The 24293-nt window shown below is 65.8% G+C and carries 15 protein-coding genes; 11 read left to right on the forward strand and 4 right to left on the reverse strand.

Annotation, left to right across the window (positions count from 1 at the left end):
• Nucleotides 1–2 precede the first annotated feature (2 nt).
• Genes VN706_05440 through VN706_05450 form a run of 3 tightly spaced genes read left to right on the forward strand, consistent with a single transcriptional unit; the run spans nucleotide 3 to nucleotide 9025 of the window.
• On the forward strand, nucleotides 3–2123 hold the full coding sequence (locus VN706_05440; GenBank protein HXT15050.1) for a CHAT domain-containing protein: 2121 nt from the start codon (nucleotides 3–5) through the stop codon (nucleotides 2121–2123).
• Complete coding sequence (locus tag VN706_05445; protein HXT15051.1) at nucleotides 2120–7564, forward strand: peptidoglycan-binding domain-containing protein; 5445 nt, start codon at nucleotides 2120–2122, stop codon at nucleotides 7562–7564. The genes VN706_05440 and VN706_05445 overlap by 4 nt, the downstream gene beginning before the upstream one ends.
• Before the next feature lie 3 nt (nucleotides 7565–7567).
• Nucleotides 7568–9025, forward strand: a complete 1458-nt coding sequence (locus VN706_05450; GenBank protein ID HXT15052.1) for a hypothetical protein — start codon at nucleotides 7568–7570, stop codon at nucleotides 9023–9025.
• 54 nt (nucleotides 9026–9079) lie between these two features.
• On the opposite strand, the gene VN706_05455 is transcribed toward VN706_05450, so the two are convergent.
• Nucleotides 9080–9823, reverse strand: a complete 744-nt coding sequence (locus tag VN706_05455; protein ID HXT15053.1) for a LytTR family DNA-binding domain-containing protein — start codon at nucleotides 9821–9823, stop codon at nucleotides 9080–9082.
• Nucleotides 9808–10899, reverse strand: a complete 1092-nt coding sequence (locus VN706_05460) for a histidine kinase (GenBank protein ID HXT15054.1) — start codon at nucleotides 10897–10899, stop codon at nucleotides 9808–9810. Before VN706_05460 ends, VN706_05455 begins: the two co-directional genes overlap by 16 nt.
• A gap of 128 nt (nucleotides 10900–11027) precedes the next feature.
• Here VN706_05460 and VN706_05465 point away from each other — a divergent pair, with 128 nt between their 5' ends.
• The 7 genes from VN706_05465 (at nucleotide 11028) to VN706_05495 (ending at nucleotide 20906) form a co-directional block, all read left to right on the forward strand.
• Complete coding sequence (locus VN706_05465; GenBank protein ID HXT15055.1) at nucleotides 11028–13427, forward strand: DUF5916 domain-containing protein; 2400 nt, start codon at nucleotides 11028–11030, stop codon at nucleotides 13425–13427.
• A 137-nt stretch (nucleotides 13428–13564) separates the two neighbouring features.
• A complete protein-coding gene (locus VN706_05470; protein ID HXT15056.1) occupies nucleotides 13565–13897 on the forward strand; it encodes a PadR family transcriptional regulator in 333 nt (110 codons plus the stop codon).
• A 251-nt stretch (nucleotides 13898–14148) separates the two neighbouring features.
• Entirely contained in the window at nucleotides 14149–16626 is a 2478-nt protein-coding gene (locus VN706_05475) for an ABC transporter permease (protein HXT15057.1), read from the forward strand.
• A gap of 113 nt (nucleotides 16627–16739) precedes the next feature.
• Nucleotides 16740–17312 carry a DinB family protein gene (locus VN706_05480; GenBank protein HXT15058.1) on the forward strand — a complete coding sequence of 191 codons (573 nt, stop codon included), beginning with the start codon at nucleotides 16740–16742 and terminating at the stop codon, nucleotides 17310–17312.
• Nucleotides 17313–17349: 37 nt separating this feature from the next.
• Nucleotides 17350–17814, forward strand: a complete 465-nt coding sequence (locus tag VN706_05485) for a MerR family DNA-binding protein (protein ID HXT15059.1) — start codon at nucleotides 17350–17352, stop codon at nucleotides 17812–17814.
• A gap of 92 nt (nucleotides 17815–17906) precedes the next feature.
• Nucleotides 17907–18260 (forward strand): PadR family transcriptional regulator, encoded by a 354-nt coding sequence (locus tag VN706_05490; protein ID HXT15060.1) that lies wholly within the window; start codon nucleotides 17907–17909, stop codon nucleotides 18258–18260.
• Between the two features lie 3 nt (nucleotides 18261–18263).
• Entirely contained in the window at nucleotides 18264–20906 is a 2643-nt protein-coding gene (locus VN706_05495; GenBank protein ID HXT15061.1) for an ABC transporter permease, read from the forward strand.
• Nucleotides 20907–21046: 140 nt separating this feature from the next.
• Here VN706_05495 and VN706_05500 read toward each other — a convergent pair whose 3' ends face one another.
• Nucleotides 21047–21994: a hypothetical protein gene (locus tag VN706_05500; protein ID HXT15062.1), complete on the reverse strand. Its 948-nt coding sequence runs from the start codon at nucleotides 21992–21994 to the stop codon at nucleotides 21047–21049.
• Between the two features lie 191 nt (nucleotides 21995–22185).
• On the reverse strand, nucleotides 22186–22914 hold the full coding sequence (locus tag VN706_05505; protein HXT15063.1) for a pseudouridine synthase: 729 nt from the start codon (nucleotides 22912–22914) through the stop codon (nucleotides 22186–22188).
• 114 nt (nucleotides 22915–23028) lie between these two features.
• Here VN706_05505 and VN706_05510 point away from each other — a divergent pair, with 114 nt between their 5' ends.
• Nucleotides 23029–24291: an aminoacetone oxidase family FAD-binding enzyme gene (locus VN706_05510; GenBank protein HXT15064.1), complete on the forward strand. Its 1263-nt coding sequence runs from the start codon at nucleotides 23029–23031 to the stop codon at nucleotides 24289–24291.
• Nucleotides 24292–24293 lie beyond the last annotated feature (2 nt).

The following is a 24293-nucleotide window of genomic DNA, read 5'->3' on the forward strand; positions in this document are numbered from 1 at the left end:
GCGTGCGTACCGCCGTCCTGCACATCGGTCCGAAAACCAACGACGGATTTCCCGTCGAGCTGCGGGTGATGTCGGCCGATGCCACGGTCCTTCCGGCCGAGCCGATCGCGACCACGACTATTCCGGCCGCGTTCTTCGCCGCCGACTACGCGCCGAAGTCCGAGGCCGGCCCGCCGATCGGCGCGAAAGCGGCCGTCGAGCTTTACGCGCACGACGAAGAGGAACTGTCGGAGTACGACGCACTCGGACTGTCGCTGTATCGCGTCCTCACGTCGGGCGGCGTGGGGCAGTCGTGGCACGACTTCCGTGACGACGCTCCCGGCGCGGGACTCTGCACGGTCCTGAACATCGCGTCGCACGCGAGCACGAAATCGCTGCATGACCTGCCGTGGGAAATGATGCGGGACGAGGACGGGAATTACCTGTTTGTCGATCCTGAAAACCCAATGCTGCGGGGCGAAGCCCTCACGCTCGCGGATCGCAATCCGCTCGTTCGCCCCGCCGCTCGAGGGCTCGAGTATCCGCTCGACGACTGGCCGCTGCGCGTCATCGTCGCGGTCTCGGTCGAGCCCGGAGGGAAAACGGCCATCGCGGCAGACGAGGAGCTGTGCCGGCTCGAGACGCTCTTCGGCAAGCATCGCTGCGAGATCGAATACGAGGTGCTCGAGAATCCCACGATCGCGGAGCTGACGATCCGCTGCGCGGATGCGGCGCCACACGTTCTGCATTTCATCGGTCACGCGGACACGGGCGGCGGCGCCGGCGATTCGCGTTTGCTCATGTATTCGCCACGCGCTCCTGGCAGAGCGGGATTGGAGGCGTGGTCGGCGCGCGACATCCAGAATGCATTGCAGCGCGTCCCGATCCGCCTGGTGGTTCTCAACGCATGTCGTACTGCTGCTGCCGTTAAGGGCGGCGCCAGCGCGTTGATGCCGCACACGAGCCTGAGTGACGGCTTCCTGCGGATCGGCACCCTTGGCGTCGTCGGCATGCAGCACGACATCCGCGGCGATCTGGCGGCGGCCTTCTCCGCGGCGTTGTACGAGGAGATCATCCAGGGCGCGTGTCCGGATCGCGCCGTCGCGAAGGCGCGGTGGGAGATTTCCAGAATCGCCTCCCTCGAGCAGCGCCGCGAGTGGTCGTTTCCCGTGCTGCGAACGCGCGTGCTGCCGAGATTCGTGCTGCCTCGCCCGCCGGCGGTTCAATGCAGCACGTTGCTGGTGCAACGGTTTTCGTCACGAGTCACGCAGCGACGCATCGTACGCGAGACGCTGCGCGGCCGCGCGTCGCGGCTCGCACGCAATGCCGTCGATGGAGCCACCGGAGCGTCGTCGCCGCATTTGACCCTCATCACCGGCGAGAGCGAGATCGGCAAATCGCATCTCGCGAAGTGGTGCTACCAGGTCGCCCAACGGCATGGCGCGAACGTCGTCTACGTGTCGTTCGGCACCACCGGCATCCCGGATCTTCTCGATGCGTTGCGATGGATTCGCGACGGCAAGCGGCCGACCGCCGACCGCGAGCTGAAACGCGACCCCGATTGGCCGTTGCCAGAAAAGGCATTCCGCGAATTCACGTGGACTCTGAATCATCGCATCCGCGGCGTGACACTCATTCCCCCGCTGCGCGAGGAGGACGTCGTGACGGACGAGGGGCGCCGCCTTGTCGGCAGCGAGCGGCCGGCGGAGAACTTCGTCGACGACACGCTGCTGCAGTTCCGTCTGGCCCTGGAGAACGCCGCTCGGCCCGGGTCCCTCGTTCTCGTGTTGGATCAGATCGAACAAATAGAGCCGACGGCGCTCACCGACTGGTTGCCGCGCGGACTGTTCGCGCCGATTGCGCGAGGCGAAGTGAAGGGTGTTCATCTCGTGTTGATCACGCGATCGAAGGACCTCGCCGCACAATTGGCGAATGTGGCGCCGAATGCACCCGCGAAGATCCCGCTGAACGAATTCGCCCCCGATGAGATGATCGCCGTTGTCCGGCAGCTCTGCTTTCAGTGGTCGGGCGAGGTGTTTTCCGCGTTGGACAAGGGCGGAATCGTGCAGAAGATGCTCGACCAGTTCGGTCACGGCGGGAATGTCCTACAACGCATCGACACCATTTGCGGGCAAATGAAATGACGCCCGCCATCGCCCTCGCCGCGACGGCTGCACGAATTCTCGACGCGCTCACGACGGCGAGCTCGCCGGCGGCGTTTACCGCGGCCCTCCTGGACGCGTCCGAGCGCCGGTTGCTGAGGCGGTGCGCGCTGGCGCGCCGCGTAAACGCGCAGCTCGTGCGCGAGGTCTTCGAGCGCGATGCGGGGACGCTGCCACTCGCGCCGTTCGATCGACTCCCTTCGCTGCCCGGTGTACAAGCGGATTCCGGCCGCGATGGATGGTTCTGTCTCGATCCTTCGGACCGCGCCCACTATGAGCGGGAGTGGCTCGAGACGGACAGCGAGACCGAAATCGACGACGAGCCGCTGGGCCGAGCACGATTCGAGCTCTTCAACGCGCGTCTGTCGGAGTGGTTCGCCCACCACGAGGTCGAGGCGACAGCGGAGATCGTCTATCACCGTCTCGTGACCGACCGTGTCGCCGCGAGCCAACAATTTCGCACACTGTACGCCGCCGCCGTCGACGCCTTCGATCTATCGGCGTGCGAGTCGTTTCTCGAAGTGCTCGATCAGCGCGCCGCGTTTCTCGACACCGACCTCGCGAGCTTTCGCACCGATGCGCGTGGTGCGTTGCGCGCACGGGCAGCGCTTGCCGACGACTACTTTCGTACGGCGCGCTATCTCGAGCGAGGCGCCCTCCTGCGCGCGTTCGAGGAAACTCTAAAACCCGACGACAAGTTCATTCTTCACATCCACGGAGGCGGCGGCCGGGGCAAGACGATGTTTCTGCGCTGGCTTGCCTCGCACTATTGCTTGTCGCGCAACATCCCCGTCGCGCGCGTCGATTTTGATTTGCTCGACCAGTCCGAGACGGGTCTCGAGCCCCGCTTTTTCCTCGGCAAGCTCGCCGCGCGACTGAACCCCCAGCTTCGCGGCGCGCCGCTGTCGGAGCTCGTCGGCGCCGTGCGCGAGATGCGCGAGCAAGAGTTGCAGCGGCGGCGTCGGCAAGCGAGTGAGGTCAAGCGCAAGGTCTCGACCGGCGATGATGAGCGGCAGCGTGCCGACGAAGAGAATGAGGTGCTGTCGAGATTGGCCGGTGTAATCGCCGAAAGTTGCAGCGGGCGGGTCATCCTGGTGCTCGATACGCTCGAAGATGCTGAGTTGAAGCACCGTGTCGACGTGCTCGCCGTCGTTCGTGCGGTCGCGAACCTCAGAGCGGCGGTGGAGTCGCTCGCGACCGGGCGCGGCCCGACGGCACCTGACCTCACGCTGATTCTCGCGGGCCGTTACCAGTTGGCGCAGCAGTTCCCGGCCGTCAACGCGGAGTTCGCGGCGAACGTCAACACCAGCGAGGTGAAACCGTTCGACCCAACCGAATCGCGCCGTTATCTCCTGGAGAATCGCGGCGTTCCTTATTCGGACGTCATCGACACGGTGGTCAGGAAAGCCGGCGGTGTTCCCTTCATGCTCGCGCTCTACGCCGACGTGCTCCAGGCCAATCCTGAGATCACGTCGAAGGAAATCGAGAAGAACTCCGAGCCGGAGGTGTTGTTTGTCATGGAACGTGTGCTGCGGCGGATTCCGAGCTATCCGCTGCGTTGGCTCCTGCGGTATGCCGCGTTCGTTCGCCATCTCAGGCGTGACGTCGTCGAGGACGTGCTTGGTCCGCACCTGCAACGCGCCATGGGCGGCGACCGCCGCTACGACCAGCCGAAGCGGGACGACGTACGCGACGAGCGCTGGCCGGCGCAGTGGAGTGATGGACGCCACGGCTCGCACGTGGCGCCGCTCGATTTCGATCAGCTGTGGGACGAGCTCCGCGGCTACGCGAGCGCATCGTCGTGGGTCAACGTCGACGCGGGCACGACCGAGACGCTTGCGTTACAGCCGTCCGTCACGCATCCGATGCGCCGGGCGTTGCGGCAGCAGGCGGTCGTCCGGCTGATTCATCGCGACGCTGTCCGTCGCCTGAAGCGCAGGCTCATCACACGCGATGCATGGCTCGACGAAACGCTCGCCGATTTGACGTTCCATGAATTCGAGCTCGACGCGTCGGCGGCCGGCGCACGCTGGCAGCGCCGCGTTCGCCAGTTCTGGAATGAGCCAAACGCGCTCGCGGCGCTCGGGTCCGTATTGTTGTCCGAGGATCTCAGCGAGACCGAAGCGGGTCCCGACGAGACGCCGCTCGTGTCGCGGGAGCTCGTCACGACGGCGCACCTCGTGCTCGCGCACTCGCGCGCAAAGGCCGCCGACACTGCGGCGCCCGCGGAACGTCAGCGTCTCATCGACGACGCGCGAATCCACCTGCGGCAGGCCGACGAGTGGACGGAGCGTGGGGCGCCCTGGGCCACAGTCGTCTCCGTCGCACAGAACGCGGTGCTGCGCTGGAAGCTCGCCGACGACGAGGCGTCGCGCGCATCGGCGCTCGCAGCGTTGCACAAAGCCCGGCGCGCGCGGTTGTCCGCCGACGAACGACAAGCCGTGCTCAGCGCGCTGGCCGAGGCGCCGGTCGCCGACACTCGTGACGCCGACTCTATCGATGCCGAAGCCGGCAGAGTCGCGCGGCGGCGCAACGATGCCGCCGCATACGTCGATGCCGTCCTTCGCATCGTGCAGCGCAGTCAGGAGAGCGGCGCATACGCGCGCGCGCTCGACGCGTGTGTGAAGGCTGAGAATGTCCTGGCGAACTGGCGCGGTGTGTCGCGGAGCGACCTGCGCGACGCGTACGCACGCATTCAGCGCGCCCAGCTCGAGGTGGACCTGCGGTGCGGCCTCGCCGCGAGCGCGCTTCGACGCGCGGGGCCGGCCGCCGCGTGGAGACGGGGGCGGCGTTCCGTCGATCAGGAGGAAGCTCCCATCCTCGCCGCCTTGCAGCTCGAGGCGGGCAATCCGAAAGCCGCGCGGGAGCTCGCGCGCAAGGCAGGCGCCGCCGCTCGAAAGCAGTGCCTGAGCGCACCGCGTGGGTCGCCCGAGTGCGCGAAGTGGAACGAAGTCGCGCTTGCGTGCGGGGTCGTCGAGTCGCACGCGCTTCGCCGCGGGATGCAACTGCGTCGCGCCGTAGACCTGCTGCACTCGCTGACCGACTCCACCGAGGAGCCCGCGCAGGTCGCGCGTCTGCTCCTCAGCACCGCGCGCATATTCCTGTACGATTTGGGCGACGTGCGCCAAGCGGGTGAGCATCTCGGTGAACGCGATGCGTTTACCCGTGCCTCAGACGCGCTGCAACTCGATCTCACTCTCCTTCGCGCGGCGTTTCAGGATCGTCTGGGCAATCGCGACGAAGTGCGGCGCCTGCTCGCCGCCGCGGAAGCAGCCGCGACGTCGACGCAGAATGATCATCCGAAAAACATGGTGTTGGTTCCGGTCGCGTCGCTCGAGCTCGGCGATCCGGACGATGACGCGCGACAGGTCGATGCGCTCCAGCGCGCTCTGGCCGCGTTCGACCATCCGTTGGCGCGTCTCGCGAATCTCACGGAACTTCGGCGCGCGCGCGTCGCCTCCGGAATTTCCCCCGGAACGGCCCAGCGCGTACTTCGGCTCGTCGACGCGTTCGCCGTGGGGCCGGCGAACATGAAGATCGTTCCTGCGGACCAGGTTCGGCTCGCGCTCAACCGCGTCGAACTGCTGCGCGTGCTCGGCCACCGTGAGCGCGCGGTGACGGAGCTCGACGAGATGCTTCCGACGCTCCGTCGAGCGACCACTCCGCTCGCGTGGCGGGGAATCGCACTCGCCTGCGATCGCTTGCGACTCGATCCAGTCGACGTTCTGCCGAAGGGATGGCTCGAGCGAATCCGGTCGGTCGAGGATGAATTTCCGACGTATGTTGCCGTGACGTATCTCGAGCACGCCGAGCGGGAGTTCCGCGGCGGCGCGGCGCAGGCGTCGTATTCGCTCGCGCGGATCAGCGGCAAGCTCTTCGAGGGCCCGGGTCGCGAGGATGCGGTGCGGTCGATCTACAACGCCCGCCTGTACGCGCTGCTCGGCAGTTTGGCGGCCGAGTCGAGAAATGCGAACGACCAAGCGCGATACGAGAGCCAGGCGCGATCCATCTACGCTGAGCTGGGCATGCGCATGGATCGGTCACCGAACCGCTTGTCCGCGGCGCGCGCAGCGGCGTGGCATGACGAGCTCGCGCACGCCGAAGGCGTGGGGATCAGGATCGACAGCCCGCGCGATGCGACCCTGGTGTCCGTGAGGACCTCGCACGACAGTCCGGTCACGACGCGTCGGCAGATTGGGGAGCCGCTTTCCACGCAACTGGAAATGCTCCAGGGCGGCCCGACCGGCGGCTCTCCTTCGCTCGACCTGGTCGAGCGCCTGCGACAGAACTGGGTCGCGTTCGGACGCGAGATCGCCGAGTCATTGCTGCCCGAGTCGCTGCAGCGTGCGATCGGTGACGAATCGGAGGCCCGCGCGGACCCTTCACACCTATCGCGCGACTTCATGTTCGAATGCGACATCCCGGCGTTTCACGCTGTGCCGTGGGAGCTCATACTGCTCGATCCGGCGTCGGCCACACCTCTCGTATGGAAGAAGAACCTTCACCACATGTGGCGCACGGCATCGGGCACGCTGCAGAACACGCGCGTGTCGTGGGCACAGGGGGCGCTCTCGCAACTCGGGGGCGAGCTCGTCGTCGTCGATGGCGTGTTCGGCGCGGTGACGCAGCGCGCTGTCGTGCGCTTTCAACGGATGCGACATCTCCCGGTGACCTCGGTGCTCGACGCAGGCACGAGGCAGGCGCTTCGCGAGGCGATGTCGCGCCGCCAGCATGAGCGAACCTTCCCACGAGTGCTGCTGCTCGAGCCGATGTTGGACATGCAAGTGAGTTCGCAGCGCGGTCAGCTCGCGCGCGGCACCGATCTGCGGTGGCTGTACCGGGCCAAAGGATTCGACGTCGATTCGCCGCCCGTCGAGAAGGTCGACGATCTCTATCGACTGCTGCGCCAGGGGTACGATGTCGTGCATCTCGCGGCGCCGATCGGCGAATCGCGTTCGCGCGACGAGCTGTTCCTCCAGTTCAATCCGTCGTTCTCCCTCGCGGCCGGCTTCGACGCAAAGCATCTCGCGTCGGTCTTCAAGTCCGCGACGGCCGAGGGGGCGGCGCCGTTCGTCGTCGTCGATACGCCGCGTCCACCGAGCGTGAGCGAAGCGGTGCGCCAGCTCTTACTGCGCAACCGATTCGCGGCGCAGTTGTTTCTGCTGGGCGCTCTCCCCGTTGTTCTGGCCGCGGGGCTCGGCACGCCGGCCGAACAGCACGAGCAGTCGGAGGCTCTGATCTCCGCGTTGCGCGCGCGGCACACTCCGGGCGATATCGCCCGGCTCGCGCGCCGCGGCGGCGCCGTCGAAACGCGTGGCGAGAGTGTATCGATAGAAGAGCGGCTCGGAAACGCGTGCATCGCCCTGTTTGCTCGCGACCCCGAGCTCGATGGCGACGACCTCCTCATGAGCGCGGTGCCGTGACGTATGGCGAGCAAAAAGACTCGTCGCGTGGTGACGGCGATCAAGCTGTCGAGCCTGCGATCGGAAATCGGCGCGTGGCGCGCCATCGCGGCGAGCGACGCATTCTCCATTCACCGCACGCAGCTCGAGGACGTGTGCCAAAGCCTCGAGGTGCTCTATACACGCCTCGCTGAATCCTTGCCGGCGAGCGCCGGTGATGATGACACGCTGGACCAAGCCGATGCTGATCGATTCGACACGCAGCTCCTCGGCGCCTTTCGAATCTGGGAGTTCTATCGCTCGAAGTTCGCGCTGCGACTCGTCGAGCCGCTCCGGACGGAGCTCGCGCCGTTTGACGAGCTGGCGTGGCAGGCCTACCAGCCGGCGCGAAATCGCGCGGTGGCGAGCGGCGTCGTCCATCATGTCGCACGACGCGAGCCTCCACTGGTCTTCACCACGCCGGAACGAAGCGCGTTTGCGAGGCCGCATGGTTTCGGGTACGAGATTGACGAGACCGGGGCGGGCGAAGACGCGACCGCACTGTTCGACGACATTCTGCGCACGCTACCTGTTCCTCTGATCGGCGTACCGCACTATCAACTTGCGCATTTGCCGCATGGCATCGTCGTCGCGCACGAAGCCGGTCATCTCGTTGAAGATGATTTTGATCTGACCGGCGAGCTTCAGACGGGCATCGCCGACGCGCTTCGCGCGGCCGCGGCCGGTTCCGTCGACGAAACACTCGAGGAGCGGATCGCCGCGTGGTCGATTCGGTGGAGAAGCGAAACGTTCGCGGACGTCTATGCGGTGCTCGTCGGCGGTCCGGCGTACGCCGACGTCTTGCTTGGCATGATCGACGCCGAGCCGAGCATCGTTGCCGAAGAGCGACAACCGGATCTGCACCGCGCCGGGAGTCGGTGGAGCACCTATCCGACGCGGGCACTCCGAGCCCTCGTGGTTTGCGAGGCCGTGCGCCAACTAGCCGACAGCGCAAGCGAGCCGGCCGGTTTCGCGGCCCTGGCCGACACTGCATACGGCGGTTGGGCGGCGCGTCACCCGACGCACGCGATGACCGCCTACGAGCGCGACGTCCCGCACGTCGTGCGCGCGCTGATGCACACACCGCTGCGCGCGTTCAAACAGGGCGCGGAGCGCAAACCCATTGTCGACGTCGTCTCGTTCACGCCGCAAATGGACCGCCGAGCGAGACGCCTCGCGGTGGACGCGAACGGGGGAATTGTGATCAACAGCAACAGCGTACGAACCCTCTTCGCCGCCGCGGTGTACGCGTTTTCGATCGATCCCGATGCCTTCGCGCAATGCGGGCTCGCACGCTTTCAGAAGAATCTCCAGAAGATCAGCGGCCTCGAGGTTCGTGATGCATCCGCGCCGCTCTCCGTGAAGGACCGCGACAAGCGGCACGCAGCCATCGGCCAGCGCCTGTACGAACGGCTTGTTCAGGACGGGCGGCGGAGTGAATGACGCTCGAGGTGCGGTGAGCTGCTGATAGGCGCATTGGCCAGAACGTGGCAAGGCCTAGCGGCGCAAGAACGCGCGCACCTGTTCGTTGTAGGTCCGAGCCGTCTGAATCCGCTTTCCATCGCGCATCGTGACGACGAACTCGCCGTGTTCCGCCGGCTCGAGGCGTTGAATGAACTCCACATTCACGATCATCGAGCGATGCACGCGGAGAAACCGCTCCGCCGGCAAGCGCTCGATCACGTGCTTCATCGTGTCCCGCACGAAGTGCACGCGCCCTCCGGCATGGAGGCGTACGTAGTTCGCCGCCGCGTCGATCCACTCCACGTCGGCCGTACGCACGAAGTACAGATGATTGGTGCCGCGCACGAGAAAACGCTCCGCCGTGAGAGGGCGCGGCAGCGTGCGCAGCACGTCACTCGTCGCGCTGGGCAACCGGCCGAGTCGCGCTTCAACGCGCTCGATCGCCCGGTCGAATCGCGATTGATCGTACGGCTTGAGCAGAAAATCCGCCGCGTTCGCGTCGAACGCCGGAACGGCCCGATCGGCAAACGCCGTCACGAACACGACGACAGCGGGATTCGACTCTGCCTCGAGCACCTCCAGGACCTCGAAGCCGTCGAGCGCCGGCATTGCCACGTCGAGAAATATTGCATCGGGACGCTCGGCGACGAGGGCGTCGACGGCTTCCTGGCCATCGCGGCACTCGGCGACGACGATAAACTCCGGATGACGCGCGAGCATCATCCGCAAACGCTGCCGTGCCAGCGGCTCGTCGTCGGCGATTACGACGCGTCGCATGAAGAGACCGCAGGGAACGTCCTGTAGGGAATGCGAATTGCCGCGCGCGCACCGCGGCCCGAATCCGACGCGGACAACTCGAGTCCGCCGCGCGCCCCATACAACTGGGTCAGGCGGGCACGCGTGTTCGCGAGGCCAATCCCGTTCCCCGCGGACGCCGACAAACCCGCGCCGTCGTCCGCGATCGTGACCTCCAACGCGCCGTCGTCGCGCCGTGCGACGATGTCGATGCTCCCCGCACCTCGCCGCCTTGCGATGCCATGCTCGAGCGCATTCTCCAGCAATGGCTGCGTTATGAACGGCGGCACCAACGCAAGACGGGCGTCATCCGACACGTTGACCGCCACAGACAGCCGGTCGGAGAACCGGTATCGCATGATCGCCAGATAGCGGTCCGCCAACTCGAGCTCGCGCTCGAGCGTGACCTCCGACTCCGTCCGCTCGAGCGAGATACGCAACAGACTCCCGAGCTGGGTGAGCATGTCGTCGGCCGCCGCCACGTTCTCGTGCATGAGCGTCGCCGCGGCATTCAGCGTATTGAACAGAAAATGGGGATGGAGTTGGCCGCGCAGCGCATCCAGTCGCGCTTGCACCAGCTGCGTCGTCAACTCGCCCGCCGCGCGCTCGCGCTCTTGTACTTCCCGATAGTAGCGCAGCGCGTGCGCCACGCCGACGATCGCAAGAAAGTCGAATGAGACCGGCACGGCGTTGTCGACGAGTGCCAGCCAATATGTCGCCGGCGTCTCGCCGCTCCACCACCGATACAGTGGCAACATGATCGCGTACTTCACGGCGATGAATGTGACGATCGCGATCACGAAAACGCCGACGTGCCGCTTCCAATCGCGCGGGACGAGCGGATACCGATCCACCAACCAGAACAAGGGCGCCACGAACAGCGCGCAGGTGTATTGCTCGAGGAATCGATTCGCGATGTACCCTCGCCAATCGATCACCGTATGCGTTGCGCCGAAATACGTGAGCGCCGACAGCGCGCCGAGCACGGCGATGGCCGTGTAGATGGCGAATCCGGCCAGGACGACCGTGACCCAGTAGCGAGACGTGCGCGCGATCATGCTTTGAAGATAGGTCGCGTGGGTGCTCGGCCGAGGCCACTCCATCCCCTCGCGCGGCCAGCCAGTCCCCTGGCACATGAGAGATGGCCTCCGCGATCGCGAACCTCCGTTCACTAACAGGAGAGCCAATGTTCGCGATCGTGTTGTTTGCCGCGCTCGTCGCGGGGAGTCCGTCCAGCATCGTTGCTCGCCGCTTGCCGCGACCGCCGGCTTTGAACGAGTCCGACGAGTCCTCGATTTGGGCAGGGATTCCGTGTGAGCGGTCGTTTCGCCAATGGAGCCCGCAAGAGAATGGCGAGCCGAGCTTCCGCACCGAGTTCGCGGTCGCGTACGATGCGCGCAATCTCTACGTGTTCGTGCGCGCGTTCGATCCGGCGCCGAACAGCATCGTGCACACGCTGTCCCGCCGCGACGGCACGAGCGCCTCCGACGAGATTGGCATCTACCTCGGCACCAGCGGCGACGGTCGCACCGGCTACGAATTCTACGTCAACGCCGCCGGTGTGCAGCGTGACGCGGCGATCAGTGCCGATAGCCGAGAAGACGTATCATGGGACGGCGTGTGGAGTGCGGCGGTCTGGATCGATTCGTTGGGTTGGGCGGCCGAGTTCAGCATTCCGTTCTCGCAGCTTGGCGTCTCGGGCGCCGCGGCGTCCCGCCTCGGCTTGTTGGTCAATCGAGCGATTCAGCGTCGCGGTGAGAATGACAGCTGGCCCGCGTATCATCCAAGCCGTCCGGGGATTGTCTCGCAGTTTGGTGTATTGACGGGGCTCGAGGGAGCGGGCAGCCCGCATCCGGTCGAGGCGACGCCATTCATTCGTACGATCTCGCATGCCGGCCAGTCGGAGCTCGGCGCGGGCGGCGATGTGCGTCTAGGCCTCGCGCCGGCCTTCACGCTCAACGCCACGATCCTGCCTGATTTCGGCCAGGTCGAGGCGGATCCGTCGGTCGTGAATCTGTCGCCGGCTGAGACGTTCTTTCCGGAGCACCGGCCGTTCTTTCTCGACGGCGCGGGGCCATACACGGTTCCGTTCAATTGCAACGCCGTGAATTGCGGCAGCGATGAATTATTCTATTCGCGACGCATCGGTCGCGCGCCGCAGCTCGCGGCATTGTACGGCGACGGCTCGGCATTCAACGCGGTGCCGATTCTCTCGGCAGTCAAGCTTACAGGCCGAACCGATGCGGGGCTGACGATCGCGGCGCTCGGCGCATCCACCGACGGCGCGACGGTGGACGGCAAAACGATCGAGCCGCGCAGTGACTACGCCGTCGCGCGGGTCCAACAGGATTTTCGCGGGGGACAGAGCGCCGTTGGATTGCTCGGAACGTTCGTTCGGCGCTCGATGAACGAGTGGACGTCGCCTTATCTCGCGCAGAGCGCCGCAGTCGGCGGCGCAACGTTCCGGCATCGTTTCTTCGACGGTCGATATGAGGTCTGGGGTTCGGCCACCGAATCACGAATCGCGGGGTCGCCGTCGGCCATCACGCAGTTGCAGCGGGACGGTGTGCATTTTCTTCAGCGCCCGGGAGCCGGCCTCGACTCGACGCGCGCGGTATTGACGGGCGATCAGGAAGAAGCGGCGGTAGGGAAGTACGGCGGCGCATTCATGTTCGAGTCGAGTTTCGAGCATCAGTCACCGGGCTACGATTCGAACGACATGGGCTACTTGCAGCGTGCCGACCAACGCACGGTGGCCACATGGCTGGACTACACGCTCCGCACGCCGCGCGCGTTCTACAACAATTGGCGTTTCAATTTCAACAAGTGGGATACGTGGAACGCGCAGGATCAACGGTTGGAGAACGCTGTGAACGCGAACACTCATCTCCAATTTCGAAACAACTGGTGGCTGCGCGGCGGCGCCACGATTGGTCACCTGGGCAGCGTGGTGTGCGACTTCTGCGCCCGGGGCGGCCCCGCGCTGCGCAGCGATCGAGAGCTGATCCCGTGGTTGACGATTCAGGGCGATCCACGCGATCGCATCGCGCCGACGTTGCACGGCAATTGGACGATTGCGGACGGCGGCCGCTCGCGCATGCAGAGCGTGAATCCCATCGTCGACCTCCGCCTGTCATCGCGCTGGCAGGCGACACTCGGAGCGGTGTTCGTGACGAACCACGACAACACACAGTGGCTCGGCAACTTTGGCGGGGACGTCGATACCGTACGTCATGCATTCGCGCGCCTGACGCAGCGCACGACCGCCATCACCATCCGCTCGAGCTACGCACTCACGCGGGATCTGACGTTTGATGCGTACGTCGCGCCCTTTTTCAGCAATGGCGCGTATTCCGATGTGCGCGCGTTGAGCGCCACGCCGGCGGCCGAGTCCTACGACGATCGATTCGTTTCGTTCACTCCGCCGGCGGCGGCGCTCGATGGCTTTCGTGTGAGGAACGAGAGCGTCAATCTCGTGGCCCGGTGGGAGTACCGTCCGGGATCGACCGCGTTTCTCGTCGTGTCACACGACGCGACCGGCACGGCGTTGACGATGAAGACGACATACCGGCTCACGGCGTTTTGAGGCCGCTGTCGGCCGGGGTGTGCTCGCACCGCGACGGCGCGTCCTGAGTGATTCCTCCTTTGTCCGGAAATGGTAAATCCGCTGGCGCGCCGCCGCACGCATTCGCACGTTCCTAGTACCTGGTACTTGGAGAGCGGATGCCGGATGCCGGCATGGACCTGCTGCAGGGCACACTCGACGTTCTCGTCCTGCGCGCGCTGACGAGGGAACCGATGCACGGCTACGCCGTCGCGCGCTGGATCGGCGACCGCACGCGCGGCGTGATCGCGGTGGAGTACGCGCCGCTCTACAAGGCGCTGCACCGTCTGGAGCACGACGACTGCGTCAGCGGGTCGTGGGGCGTTTCCGAGAATGGCCGCCGCGCGCGCTACTATCGCCTCACGGCGAAAGGCCGGTCACGGCTGAAGGCCGAAGACGCCGACTGGCGGCGCTACGCCGCCGCGATCTTTCGGGTGCTCGATCCAGCATGAGGCGGCCAGCCGACGGCCCACGCCCCGTCTTCCAATTGCCCTGGCGCAGCGCACACCAGATTCGCAGGGACTTCGACGACGAGATCGCGTTTCACTGCGACATGCGCGTGGCCGATCTCATCGCGCAGGGTATGTCCGAGGCCGACGCGCGTGCGCAGGTCGCACGCGAATCAGGAGATCTCGCCGACGCCAGACGCTACGTGAGCTCTGCCGATGCCGCCAGCGAACGCGCACGCCACCGGAGAATACGCATGGAACACGTCACTCAGGAACTTCGCCACGCACTGCGGCGGCTCGCGCGCGAGCGCGCATTCACGCTGACCGCGGTGTCCACGCTCGCACTCGGCCTCGCCGCGTGCGTACTCATGTTCAACATCGTGGATGCGGTGCTGCTGTCGCCGTTGCCGTTTCGGCAACCGGAGCGCGTCGTCATGGTCTGGCAGTACGTGCCGTCGCTCGGCGCCGGCGACGCGCTGCAGCCGATCGGCGGCAAGCAACTGACCGTGATGCGCGACAACATGCCGTCGTTCGAGTCGGTCGCCGGATTTCGCGCGCGGCCAATGAACCTCGGCGAGGACGCGCTCCCGGAGCGCATCGACGCTATTCAAGCGACGGGCGACTTCTTCGCGGCCGTCGGTGTGCGGCCCGAGCTCGGACGCTTCTTCTCTCGATCGGACGAGATTCCGCGAGAGACGCGACCCGTCGTGCTGTCGGATGCGCTCTGGCGGCGCCGCTTCGGCGGCGACACGCACATCATCGGCCGCACGATCGCACTCAATTCGGAGCCGTATGTGGTCGCCGGTGTGGCCCCGCCGGGCTTCGCCTTCCCGCGCGGCGCCGAGATGCCGCCGACGTTCGAGTTTCCCGCGCGCGCCGAGCTGTGGGTGCCCATCGCGCCGCCGGCCGGCGGACCGGAGGACATGGCCATCATCGCTCGCCTTCGTCCCGGAACGGCGATCGTCCGCGCGCGCGGCGAGCTGGATCAGGTGACGGAGACGATGCGCAAGATCTACCCGGGAGCGAAAGCGTTCTTCGGAACTGAAGCGGTCCCGCTCCGCGAGCAGCTCGTCGGCGAGTCGGCGCGATTGTTCCTGAGCCTCCTGGCCGCGGTCACGCTCCTGCTCCTCATCGCGTGCGTCAACACCGCGCAATTGCAGTTGGCGCAGCTGCAGCGGCGGCGGAGAGATCTGGCGGTCCGCGGCGCGTTGGGCGCACCCGCCTGGCGGCTCGTCCTCGGATCGGTCGTCGACGTGCTCGCCGTCGCCTTCCTCGCCGGGGTCGCCGGGACGGGGATGGCGCTCGCCGGATTTCATGTCGTTCGCGCGCAGCTTTCCGACAAGTTCCCGCTCGTCGCGAATGCGTCCTTCGATATGAGAACACTCATCGTCGCGCTGACGGCGACCATCGTCGTTGGACTCGCGGCGGGAGTCGGCGCGTCGCTGTTCGGGTCGCGGATTCCCCTCATCGAGACGCTGCGTCGCGGCGGCCGCGGCATGGGAGCGGCTGCCGGCGCCGAGCGTCTGCGGCGGATTCTCATCATCGTCGAAGTCACGATGGCGGTGGTGCTCGTCGCGATGGCGGGCTTGATGGGCAAGAGTCTCGCCCGGCAATTACGCACGGAGCTTGGCTTCACGGCACCGAACGGCGTGACGTTCGAGCTGACGCTGCCGCGCAACCGCTATCCGGAACGCCAAGGCCCGACGTACATGGAGCACCCGGCCGGCGCGCGCTTCATCGCCGCCGCCCTCGAGCAAATACGCGCCATCCCCGGGATCGACGCGGCCGCCATGGGAAAGCCGCTTCCACTCTCGGGATCTCAGGAATGGACCGTGTTCTCCGCGGAGAATCGGCCCCAGCCTGAGAATGGTCCGATTGTCGGCGCGGACTACACGGTCGCAAGCGACGGCATGTTCCGCGCGCTCGGCACGCCGATCATCGCGGGTCGCGACTTCAACACCACGGATCGCGAGGACGGATTGCCGGTGGTGATCGTGAACCGCGCGATGGAGAAATGGCTTTGGCCTGGCCAGTCGGGGGTCGGCAAGCGGATCAGGTTGGGCGGACCGAAGAGCAGCGCACCGTGGATGACGGTCGTCGGCGTCGCCGCGGATATGCGACGATACGCGCTCACGGACACGACGCGCCCCGAGATGATCGTGCCGTACACGCAGAAGCCGTATCCAACGTTCAGCACATTGCAATTCGTGGTGCGGAGCACGTTGCCGGCGGATCATCTCGCGGCGACGATCCAACGCGCCGTCGCGCGCGTCGATCCGACGATCCCCGTCTCCCGAATTCGGACAATCGATGATCTGATCAGCGACTCGAGTGCGAGCGCACGCTTCGCCTCGCGTTGCATGACGGCGTTCGGCGCGTCGGCGCTCTTTTTGGCGATGATCGGGTTGTATGGCGTCGTCGCGTACAGCGTGCTGCAGCGTCGCCAGGAATTCGGCGTGCGCCGCGCCTTGGGGGCCTCGGCCGCGCAGATCGTCGCGCTCGTCGCGCGCGAGGCGAGCGCGCTCACGCTCGCGGGTATCGCCATCGGCGTCGTCGTCGCCCTCGGCGCGGGTTTCGCGATTCGACATCTATTATATGGGGTGGCGTCGTACGACGTCCCGACGCTGGCTGGGACGATCGGCGTGCTCGGCGTCGCGGGACTGCTCGCCGCGGTGGCTCCCGCCTGGCGCGCCGCTCGGGTCGAGCCGCGAACCGCGTTGGAGGAACATTAAGCAGCGCCCTCTTGCGCTCAAGTGCGCTTGAGCTCTTAGCCTGTGTTGTCGGATTGGGGAGCGAAGCGTGATCGCCCCCGCGAACTCGCTCGCTCCGCCGGCGCGGAGGCTTCATGCATCGTTTTCACATCGTCGTCGTATTCGCCTTACTCTGTCCCGGCGCCCGGATCGCCGCGCAGTCGGATTCACTCAAAGCGTCTCGCAACAACGCCGGAATCGTGCTGTCGGCGCTCGAGCCAATGGCGAAGGGTGTACTCGGCCTCGCCCAGGCCATGCCCGCGGACAAATATGACTTCGTTCCGACGGCTGGCAGGTTCGCGGGCACACGATCATATGCCGAGCAGCTCAAGCACATCGCGGCTGACTTGTACCTCGATGGCGGCGCGATCCTTGGCGACCAGTTGCGCGGTAACGTGACGCGAGCCGAAGCGGGCGATCCGAACGTGCGCACGAAGGAGCAGGTCATCGCGTACGTTCGCGATGCATTCGACTATATGGAGCGCGCCGCTCGCACGATCGACGACGCCAACGAACTGGTGCCGCGCCCCAGCTACGCGCTGTACGGTCCGCCGCGTTCTTCACGGCTCCGCATCGCGATCATGAACATCGAGCACACCTACGATCATTACGGGCAACTCGTCGAGTATCTCCGGATGAACGGGATCGTTCCGCCCGGCAGTACGTGATCGTGGTCCGATCATCACGCTCTCAATGTGAGGCATCATGGGCGCCACGGATGACGTGATTCCAATCGGCGTGGTTGCCCGCCGCGCCCGGCTGCACGTGTCGGCGCTGCGGTATTACGAAGAGGCCGGGTTGATTCCGCCGGCGCGCCGGATCGGCCGCCGGCGCGTGTACGACGAGAATGTATTTTCGTCGCTCGCGCTCATTCGGCTCGCGCAGGAGTCGGGGTTCACCATCGCCGAAACGCGTCAGCTGATTTCAGGATTCGATCGGTCGACACCGGCGTCCGCCCGATGGCAGACCATGGCACGAGGAAAAATCGCCGAGCTGGCGCGGCGCATCGAGCAAGCCGAGCGCATGAAGGGGTTGCTCGAGGGTCTCGTCCAATGCCGATGCGAGACGCTGGACCAATGCGTCCGTTCGCGTTCGGAGGCGCTGCGTCGCGGGCGGATTTCCGAGGATGCGCTCCCGGCGGCGCGTGGGGTTCGCGCCTCTCGCGGTTAGCGCGCGCATTGGCCGCTTGACAGATTCCCCCCGCCGATCGATAGTAGTCTATCGACTATCGTATAGTCGATTGTCTACCATCGACCCGCCTCATGCCGCATCGCGCAGACGACGACAAACTCGAGCTGCTGCCGGGCACCCTCGACATGCTCGTGCTGAAAACCCTGATCTTCGGCCCGACGCACGGCCGCGGCATCGCCAACCACATCCGGCAGACGACCGAAAACGTGCTGTCGGTCGAACACGGCTCCCTGTACCCGGCACTGCACCGGCTCGAACGTAACGGACTCATTGCCGGAAAGTTCGAGGTCCGCGGCGAGATTGCGCGCGAGCTCAAGTACTATCGCCTCACCGCCGCCGGCCGAAAACAGCTGCGGCGCGAGCAATCGAAGTGGGCGCAGCTCATGACCGCCGTCACCCGTGTCATGCGGCCCTCGGAGGGATGAGCGATGCCCTGGTGGCAGCGACGCCCGCGACCGTCTGACGCCGACATCGCGCGAGAGCTGCAAGATCACCTCGCGCTCGAGGCCGACGAGCTCAGGACGGCCGGACTCACGGCGGCCGAGTCGCGCGATGAAGCACGCCGGCGATTCGGCAACGTCGGTCAAATCCAGGAAGACCTTCGCGACGGGTGGGGAAATCGGTGGCGCGAGCGCGCTATCCACGATCTGTCATTTGGGTTTCGCATGCTCCGCCGGACGCCGGTCGTGTCGGCAATCGCCGTCGCATGTCTCGCGTTGGGAATCGGCGCCAACGCCGCCGTCCTCGCGTGGACGGAAGGGATCGTTCATCATCCGTTCCCCGGAGTTCGCGACCAGGAGCAGCTCGTGGCGATCGCCGGGACGGCGAAGGGCGCGTCGGGCTACGACGACATGTCGTGGCCGGACTTCATGGATCTCGCAAAAGGAACGACGGCCTTCAGCTCGTTCTTCGTCAGCAAGATCACGGGCGCGACACTAACCGGCGGCGATCGCGCCGAGCGTCTCATCGGTCAGATCGTGACCGCAAACTATTTCGACGCGATTGGAGTCCGGCCCATCCGCGGCCGTGGTTTCATGGCGGGCGAGGACGTGGGCGACCGCGTGCATCCGGTGGTGGTCGTGAGCTACCGGTTGTGGCAAGACCGGTTTCATGGAAGCCCCCGGCTGATCGACTCCACCGTCGACTTGAACGGTGCGCCTCACACGATCGTCGGCATCGCGCCACCGGAGTTCCTCGGCACGTTCGTCGGCTACGCCATGCAGTTCTGGGTTCCCGCGTCGCAGCAGGCGGTGTTCAGTACTTCTGGCTACACGTTGAACGACCGATCGTCACGATGGATCGAAGGGTTTGCGCGACTCGCGCCAGGAGTGAATCTCGCGGCCGCTCAGGCGCAGATCGATGCGGCGGCACGCCGGCTCGAGTTAGAGTTTACGAATGACGATCGAGGCCGCGGCGTGCGGGTGCTTCCGCTGGACCAGAACCCATGGGACAACGCGAAGGAGCTCGAGCCCATGCTGCGCGTCGCGTCCGCGGTCGCGGCCATCGTTCTCTTGATCGTGTGCGCGAACGTGGCGAACCTGCTGCTCATGCGCGCGGTGGCGAGACGATCGGAGCTGACCGTCCGGCGTGCGCTCGGCGCGAGTCGATCGCGGTTGATTCGACAACTTCTCACCGAGGGGCTCATCCTTGCGGCGCTCGGCACCGGTCTTGGGCTTGCCGGTGCGTACGGTTCGCGAAATGCACTCCAGCTGTTCTTTGCGCCGCGCGGCGGGATTTCCCTCGCATTCGCCGCGGACTTGAACTGGCGCGTGATCGCGGTGAGCCTGGCGCTGGGCTTGGGCTCGACCTTGATCTTCGCGCTGGTGCCTGCGCTCCATTCGACGCGACAGGATCTCGCGAGCGCCATGCGCGCCGCGGCTCCGGGCGCGATCGGCGAGAGTTCGCGGGCTCGGCTTCGCAGCATGCTCGTTCTCGTCCAAGTCAGTCTCAGCGTGGTGTTGCTCGTCGGCGCCGGGTTGACCATGCGAAGCTTTCGCCGAATGCTCGGCGAAGATCCTGGTTTTTCGACGTCGAACGTCACCATGACGACGATCGATTTGTTCGGGGCGGGCTACGACACGGCACGCGCGCATCGCTTCGACGACGATCTGCTTCGGGGCGTGCGCGCTATCGGCGGAATCAGCAACGTGGCCATCAGTCGAAGTCAGCCGTTTTCCACGCGACCGTACGCCAACGGCCCGATTGTCACTGACACATACGTGCGGTCGCGCGACGAGCAGCCGACCGCCGACTACAACGTCGTCTCGCCCGGCTACTTCGCGACGCTCGGCATTCCGCTGCTTGCTGGAAGGGATTTCGGAGCCGCCGACGCCGATACGTCAGCGCCGGTCGCGATCGTGAGTCGTGCACTGGCCGAGCGGTACTGGCCGAACGCGTCCCCAATCGGCAGGCGGCTCAAGCTGCGCACGACGTGGATGCGCGTCGTCGGCGTGGTCGCCGACATGAAGTATCGGTCGCTCACGCAATCGCCGTCGATGCTCATGTATGTGCCGCTCGCCCAGATGCGGCCGACCGCGGCGGCGATCTTCATGCGCACGACCGGAAACGATCCCACCGGAATTGGCGCCGACGTCGTGCGCGCGATCCATGCGATCGATCCGAACGTGTCGCCCTACGAGTTTCTCACGTTACGCGAGCAAGTGAATCGCTCGACGTCGGGGCAACAGATCATCGTGACCCTGCTGACGATGTTCAGTGGCATTGCGCTGATTCTTGCGGCGATCGGTCTGTACGGAGTTCTCGCCTACATGGTCTCTCAGCGTACGCGCGAGCTCGGTGTCCGCATGGCACTCGGCGCCACTCCCTCGCAGCTCCTTGCTCTTGTGGTGTCATCGGGCATGCGGCTCACGGTATTCGGACTTGTGATCGGTGTTGTCATCGCGCTCGCGACCACGCGTCTCCTGGGAACCATGTTGTTCCGTGTCGGACCGCGCGATCCCGCCACCTTCGCCGGCGTGGTGGGCGTCATGGCGTTGGTGTCCGCGGTTGCGTGCTGTGTGCCGGGTTGGCGCGCGTCCCGGTTGGATCCGGTGCGCGCGCTGCGGGCATGAGTAATCGCTGATAGCTCAGGCGTCCCAAACTGAAGTCGCGCACGACGCCGACGCCGACTAGCAGGAGCAGAAACGCGGGATGGCTCTATCGAGCCATCCCGCTTTCTTGTATCCCGGATTTTCCGTTGCCGTTACTGGCGTTATTGGCGGAAGACCAGATTGTCGAACATGCCGACGCCCTCGATCGCCAGATACTTGGGATTGGCGAGCGTCGCGGGGAAGGTACCGACCAGCTGGCCGGCGATCGTCAGCGTCACCGACCCGTTCGTCGAGTACCGAAGCGAGGACGTGGGCCAACCGTCAAAATTGTCGACGCCTCCTGCCGCGACGAGCTGTCCGTTGGCGATACCGCCCGTGCGCAGCTGGTAGTGAAACCGCCAAGTCGAATCGGGCGAGACATCAAGGCGAAGCCAGAGTGCGCCCGACGTTGCGAGATTGCTGTGCAGCACGTTGGAGTTCGTGAAGCCCATCGCGACATATGTGCCCGGGAAGGGAGAAGGGACCATGTCGACATCCAGCTCGTAACCGGCGGTCGGCAGTGCGACCGTGATGGGCATGAGCGCCGTTGGATTGGAATTCGGCGGGTGGAACCACGGCGACAGTGCGCAACCGCCGGACCCTGGCGCCTGGAGCGGTGACGGCAGTTCGTGCGGATTATTGCTGCCGCAGAATTCGATGATCTGGCCGGTATCGGGCGCGATCCACTGCGACTTGCTCGATCCCGGGTATTCGATCCAAAAGCCGTTGAGACTCTTCTCGCTGAAATCGATTTTCAGTAGGCCGTTGCCGCCGGCGGGTCTTGCTTCCGTGAAGTCGGGGCCCAAGCCGAACGACTCGCGCATGAGAATCCCCGGCGCGGGTGGAGTGGTCGGGAGAATGGAAACGCCGCTCACGCCGCCGCTTCCGCCAGTTCCTCCGCCTCCGCCAGTTCCTCCGCCGCCGGCTGTACCACCGCCCCCGCCGGTGCCGCCAGACCGCGAGGCGGGATCGCTGGCGATCGGCGAGCCGGGCGCGGACATCTCACCGCACGCCGTTGCCAAAAAAACGGCCGAGAGAATAATGAGGGAACTCCAAGCGTTACGGTTCATGACAAACCTCTAAAGTATGACTGGGCGATAATCGCTGTGACAGAACGCGAAGGCGCGCCTCGTGCGCCGATATCGCGACGAAAACAGAGGGACCGCGAAAAGTTCACTCGGACGAAGATCGTCGCGATCATCGCGAAGAATCGCGGCATGAGCGTATCGAATCGGCGCAAGAGCGCATCGAATCGCTTCGTTCAGGAGGACCGACGCGCTCCACCCACTGCCCGCACCTCTGCCGGCAAAAGCCCGCGCCACGCTCCTTTCGCGAGATCGCCAAGCACGATCGGCCCGATCGCGACGCGCACGAGTCGCAACACCTCGACCCCGACTGTCGCGAAGATCCGCCGCAGCTGCCGATTCTTGCCTTCGTCGAGCACGACCTCGAACCACGCGCCGCTTCGCGACCCCGTGCGCAGCAACGAGATCGCTTTGACGTCGAGCCGCTCGCCGGTCTCTTCTTCGACAACGCTGGCCGCCACGCGCTGCATCACCGCGTCGAGCGCGGTGCCGCGCACCTGTACGTGATACATTTTATCGATGTGTGATGCCGGATCGAGCAGCCGCGACGACCATCGTGAATCGTTCGTGAGCAGCAGCAACCCTTCGCTCGCTTTGTCGAGCCGGCCGACGGGCGCGAGGAAGGGCAGTGACTCGTCGCGCAGACAGTCATAGATCGTCGCGCGGCCCCGCGGATCGTCGCGCGTCGTCACGAGCCCGCGCGGCTTGTTGAGCATGATGTAGGCGTGCGTCGCTTTCGCGACCGGCGCATTGTCGACTTCGATCGCGTCGCGCTCGGGACACACGCGCAGCGACACGTCGCGCACGATCGTTCCGTTCACGCGCACCTTCCCGGCCTGGACGAGCCGCTCGCCCTGCGCCCGCGAGCAGAAGCCCATCTTCGAGAGCGCGCGTGCAATGCTCACCGTTCCGCGTTCCGAATGCATCATTCCGTAAAATGCGGCCGGCGAGGGCGACACGTTAGCCGCTCGCCAAACGCGATTGGATCTCCTGCGACGACGAGACGTTAGGTTCACCGCATGTCGTCGCCGACGTTGCCGCCCGCGCAATCGCCGCAGTCACCACGCCGCGTCGCCGTCATCGGCGCGGGAGCGGCCGGCTCGATGGCGGCGATTTTCGCCGCGCAAGCCGGCGCCCGGGTCACGTTGCTCGAGCGGACGCGCGATGGTGGCCGCAAGATCCTGATCAGCGGCGGCGGTCGCTGCAACGTGTTGCCGATGCGCGTGGACGAATCGCGCTACGTCACCGACTCGTCGCCGAACGTCTTGCGAAAGATACTGCGCTCGTGGCCGTTGGCCGAACAGATCGCGTTCTTCGAGAATGAGCTGCGCATTCCGCTTGCGGAAGAACCGGAGTCGTCGAAGCTCTTTCCACTGTCGAACAAGGCGCGCGATGTGCGCGACGGACTGCTGGCGTACGCAGCGCGGGCCGGTACGACGCTGCGGATGAATAGCATCGTCACCGGCTTCGCTCCGCACGACGCGGGATGGCGCGTCGAGTGCGACGGCGCGCCGCCGATCGATGCTGACGCCGTGATCGTCGCGACCGGCGGACTGTCGGTGCCGAACACTGGCAGCGACGGACTCGGACTGCGCGAGCTCGCGCGCCTCGGCCACACGATCCATCCGACCTACGCGGCGCTGACGCCGCTCGTCGCAACCGATTCACCGTTCAACGCGCTGAGTGGCGTCTCTCTCCGCGTCACAGTGACGGCGCGCGACGACTCGGCCAAGCGTAGCGCGTCGGCGACTGGCGGATTCCTGTTCACACATCACGGCTACAGCGGACCAGCGGTGCTCGACGTGTCGCACGTCGCGGTTCGGTCGCAACCCGAGACTTCGGCGCGGCTCACGGTGCAGTGGACGGAGTTTGGAGCGAATGAGTGGGAGGCGGCGTTCCGTCCGCAGGCAAATCGCACCGTGACGGGCGCGTTGCGCGCTGGGTTGCCAGACCGCCTCGCTGCGCTGCTCCTCAGTGTGGCCAACGTCGACGCGGCGCGTTCGCTCGCCGAGCTTCGGCGTGACGAGCGCCTCAGGCTCATCGACACGTTGGTGTCGGGCGAGTTGCCATGGACCGGCGATGAGGGATATCGAAAAGCCGAGGTGACGGGCGGCGGCGTGAGTCTGGCCGAGGTGGATGCGCGCACGATGGAGAGCCGCCGTCATCCGGGGTTGTTCATCTGTGGTGAAGTGCTCGACGCGTTCGGGCCGGTGGGCGGATACAACTTCTTTTGGGCTTGGGCGACCGGTCGTGCGGCGGGGATCGGTGCGGCGAGGCGGTGACG

Source organism: Gemmatimonadaceae bacterium (assembly GCA_035606695.1).
Lineage (GTDB): Bacteria > Gemmatimonadota > Gemmatimonadetes > Gemmatimonadales > Gemmatimonadaceae > JAQBQB01.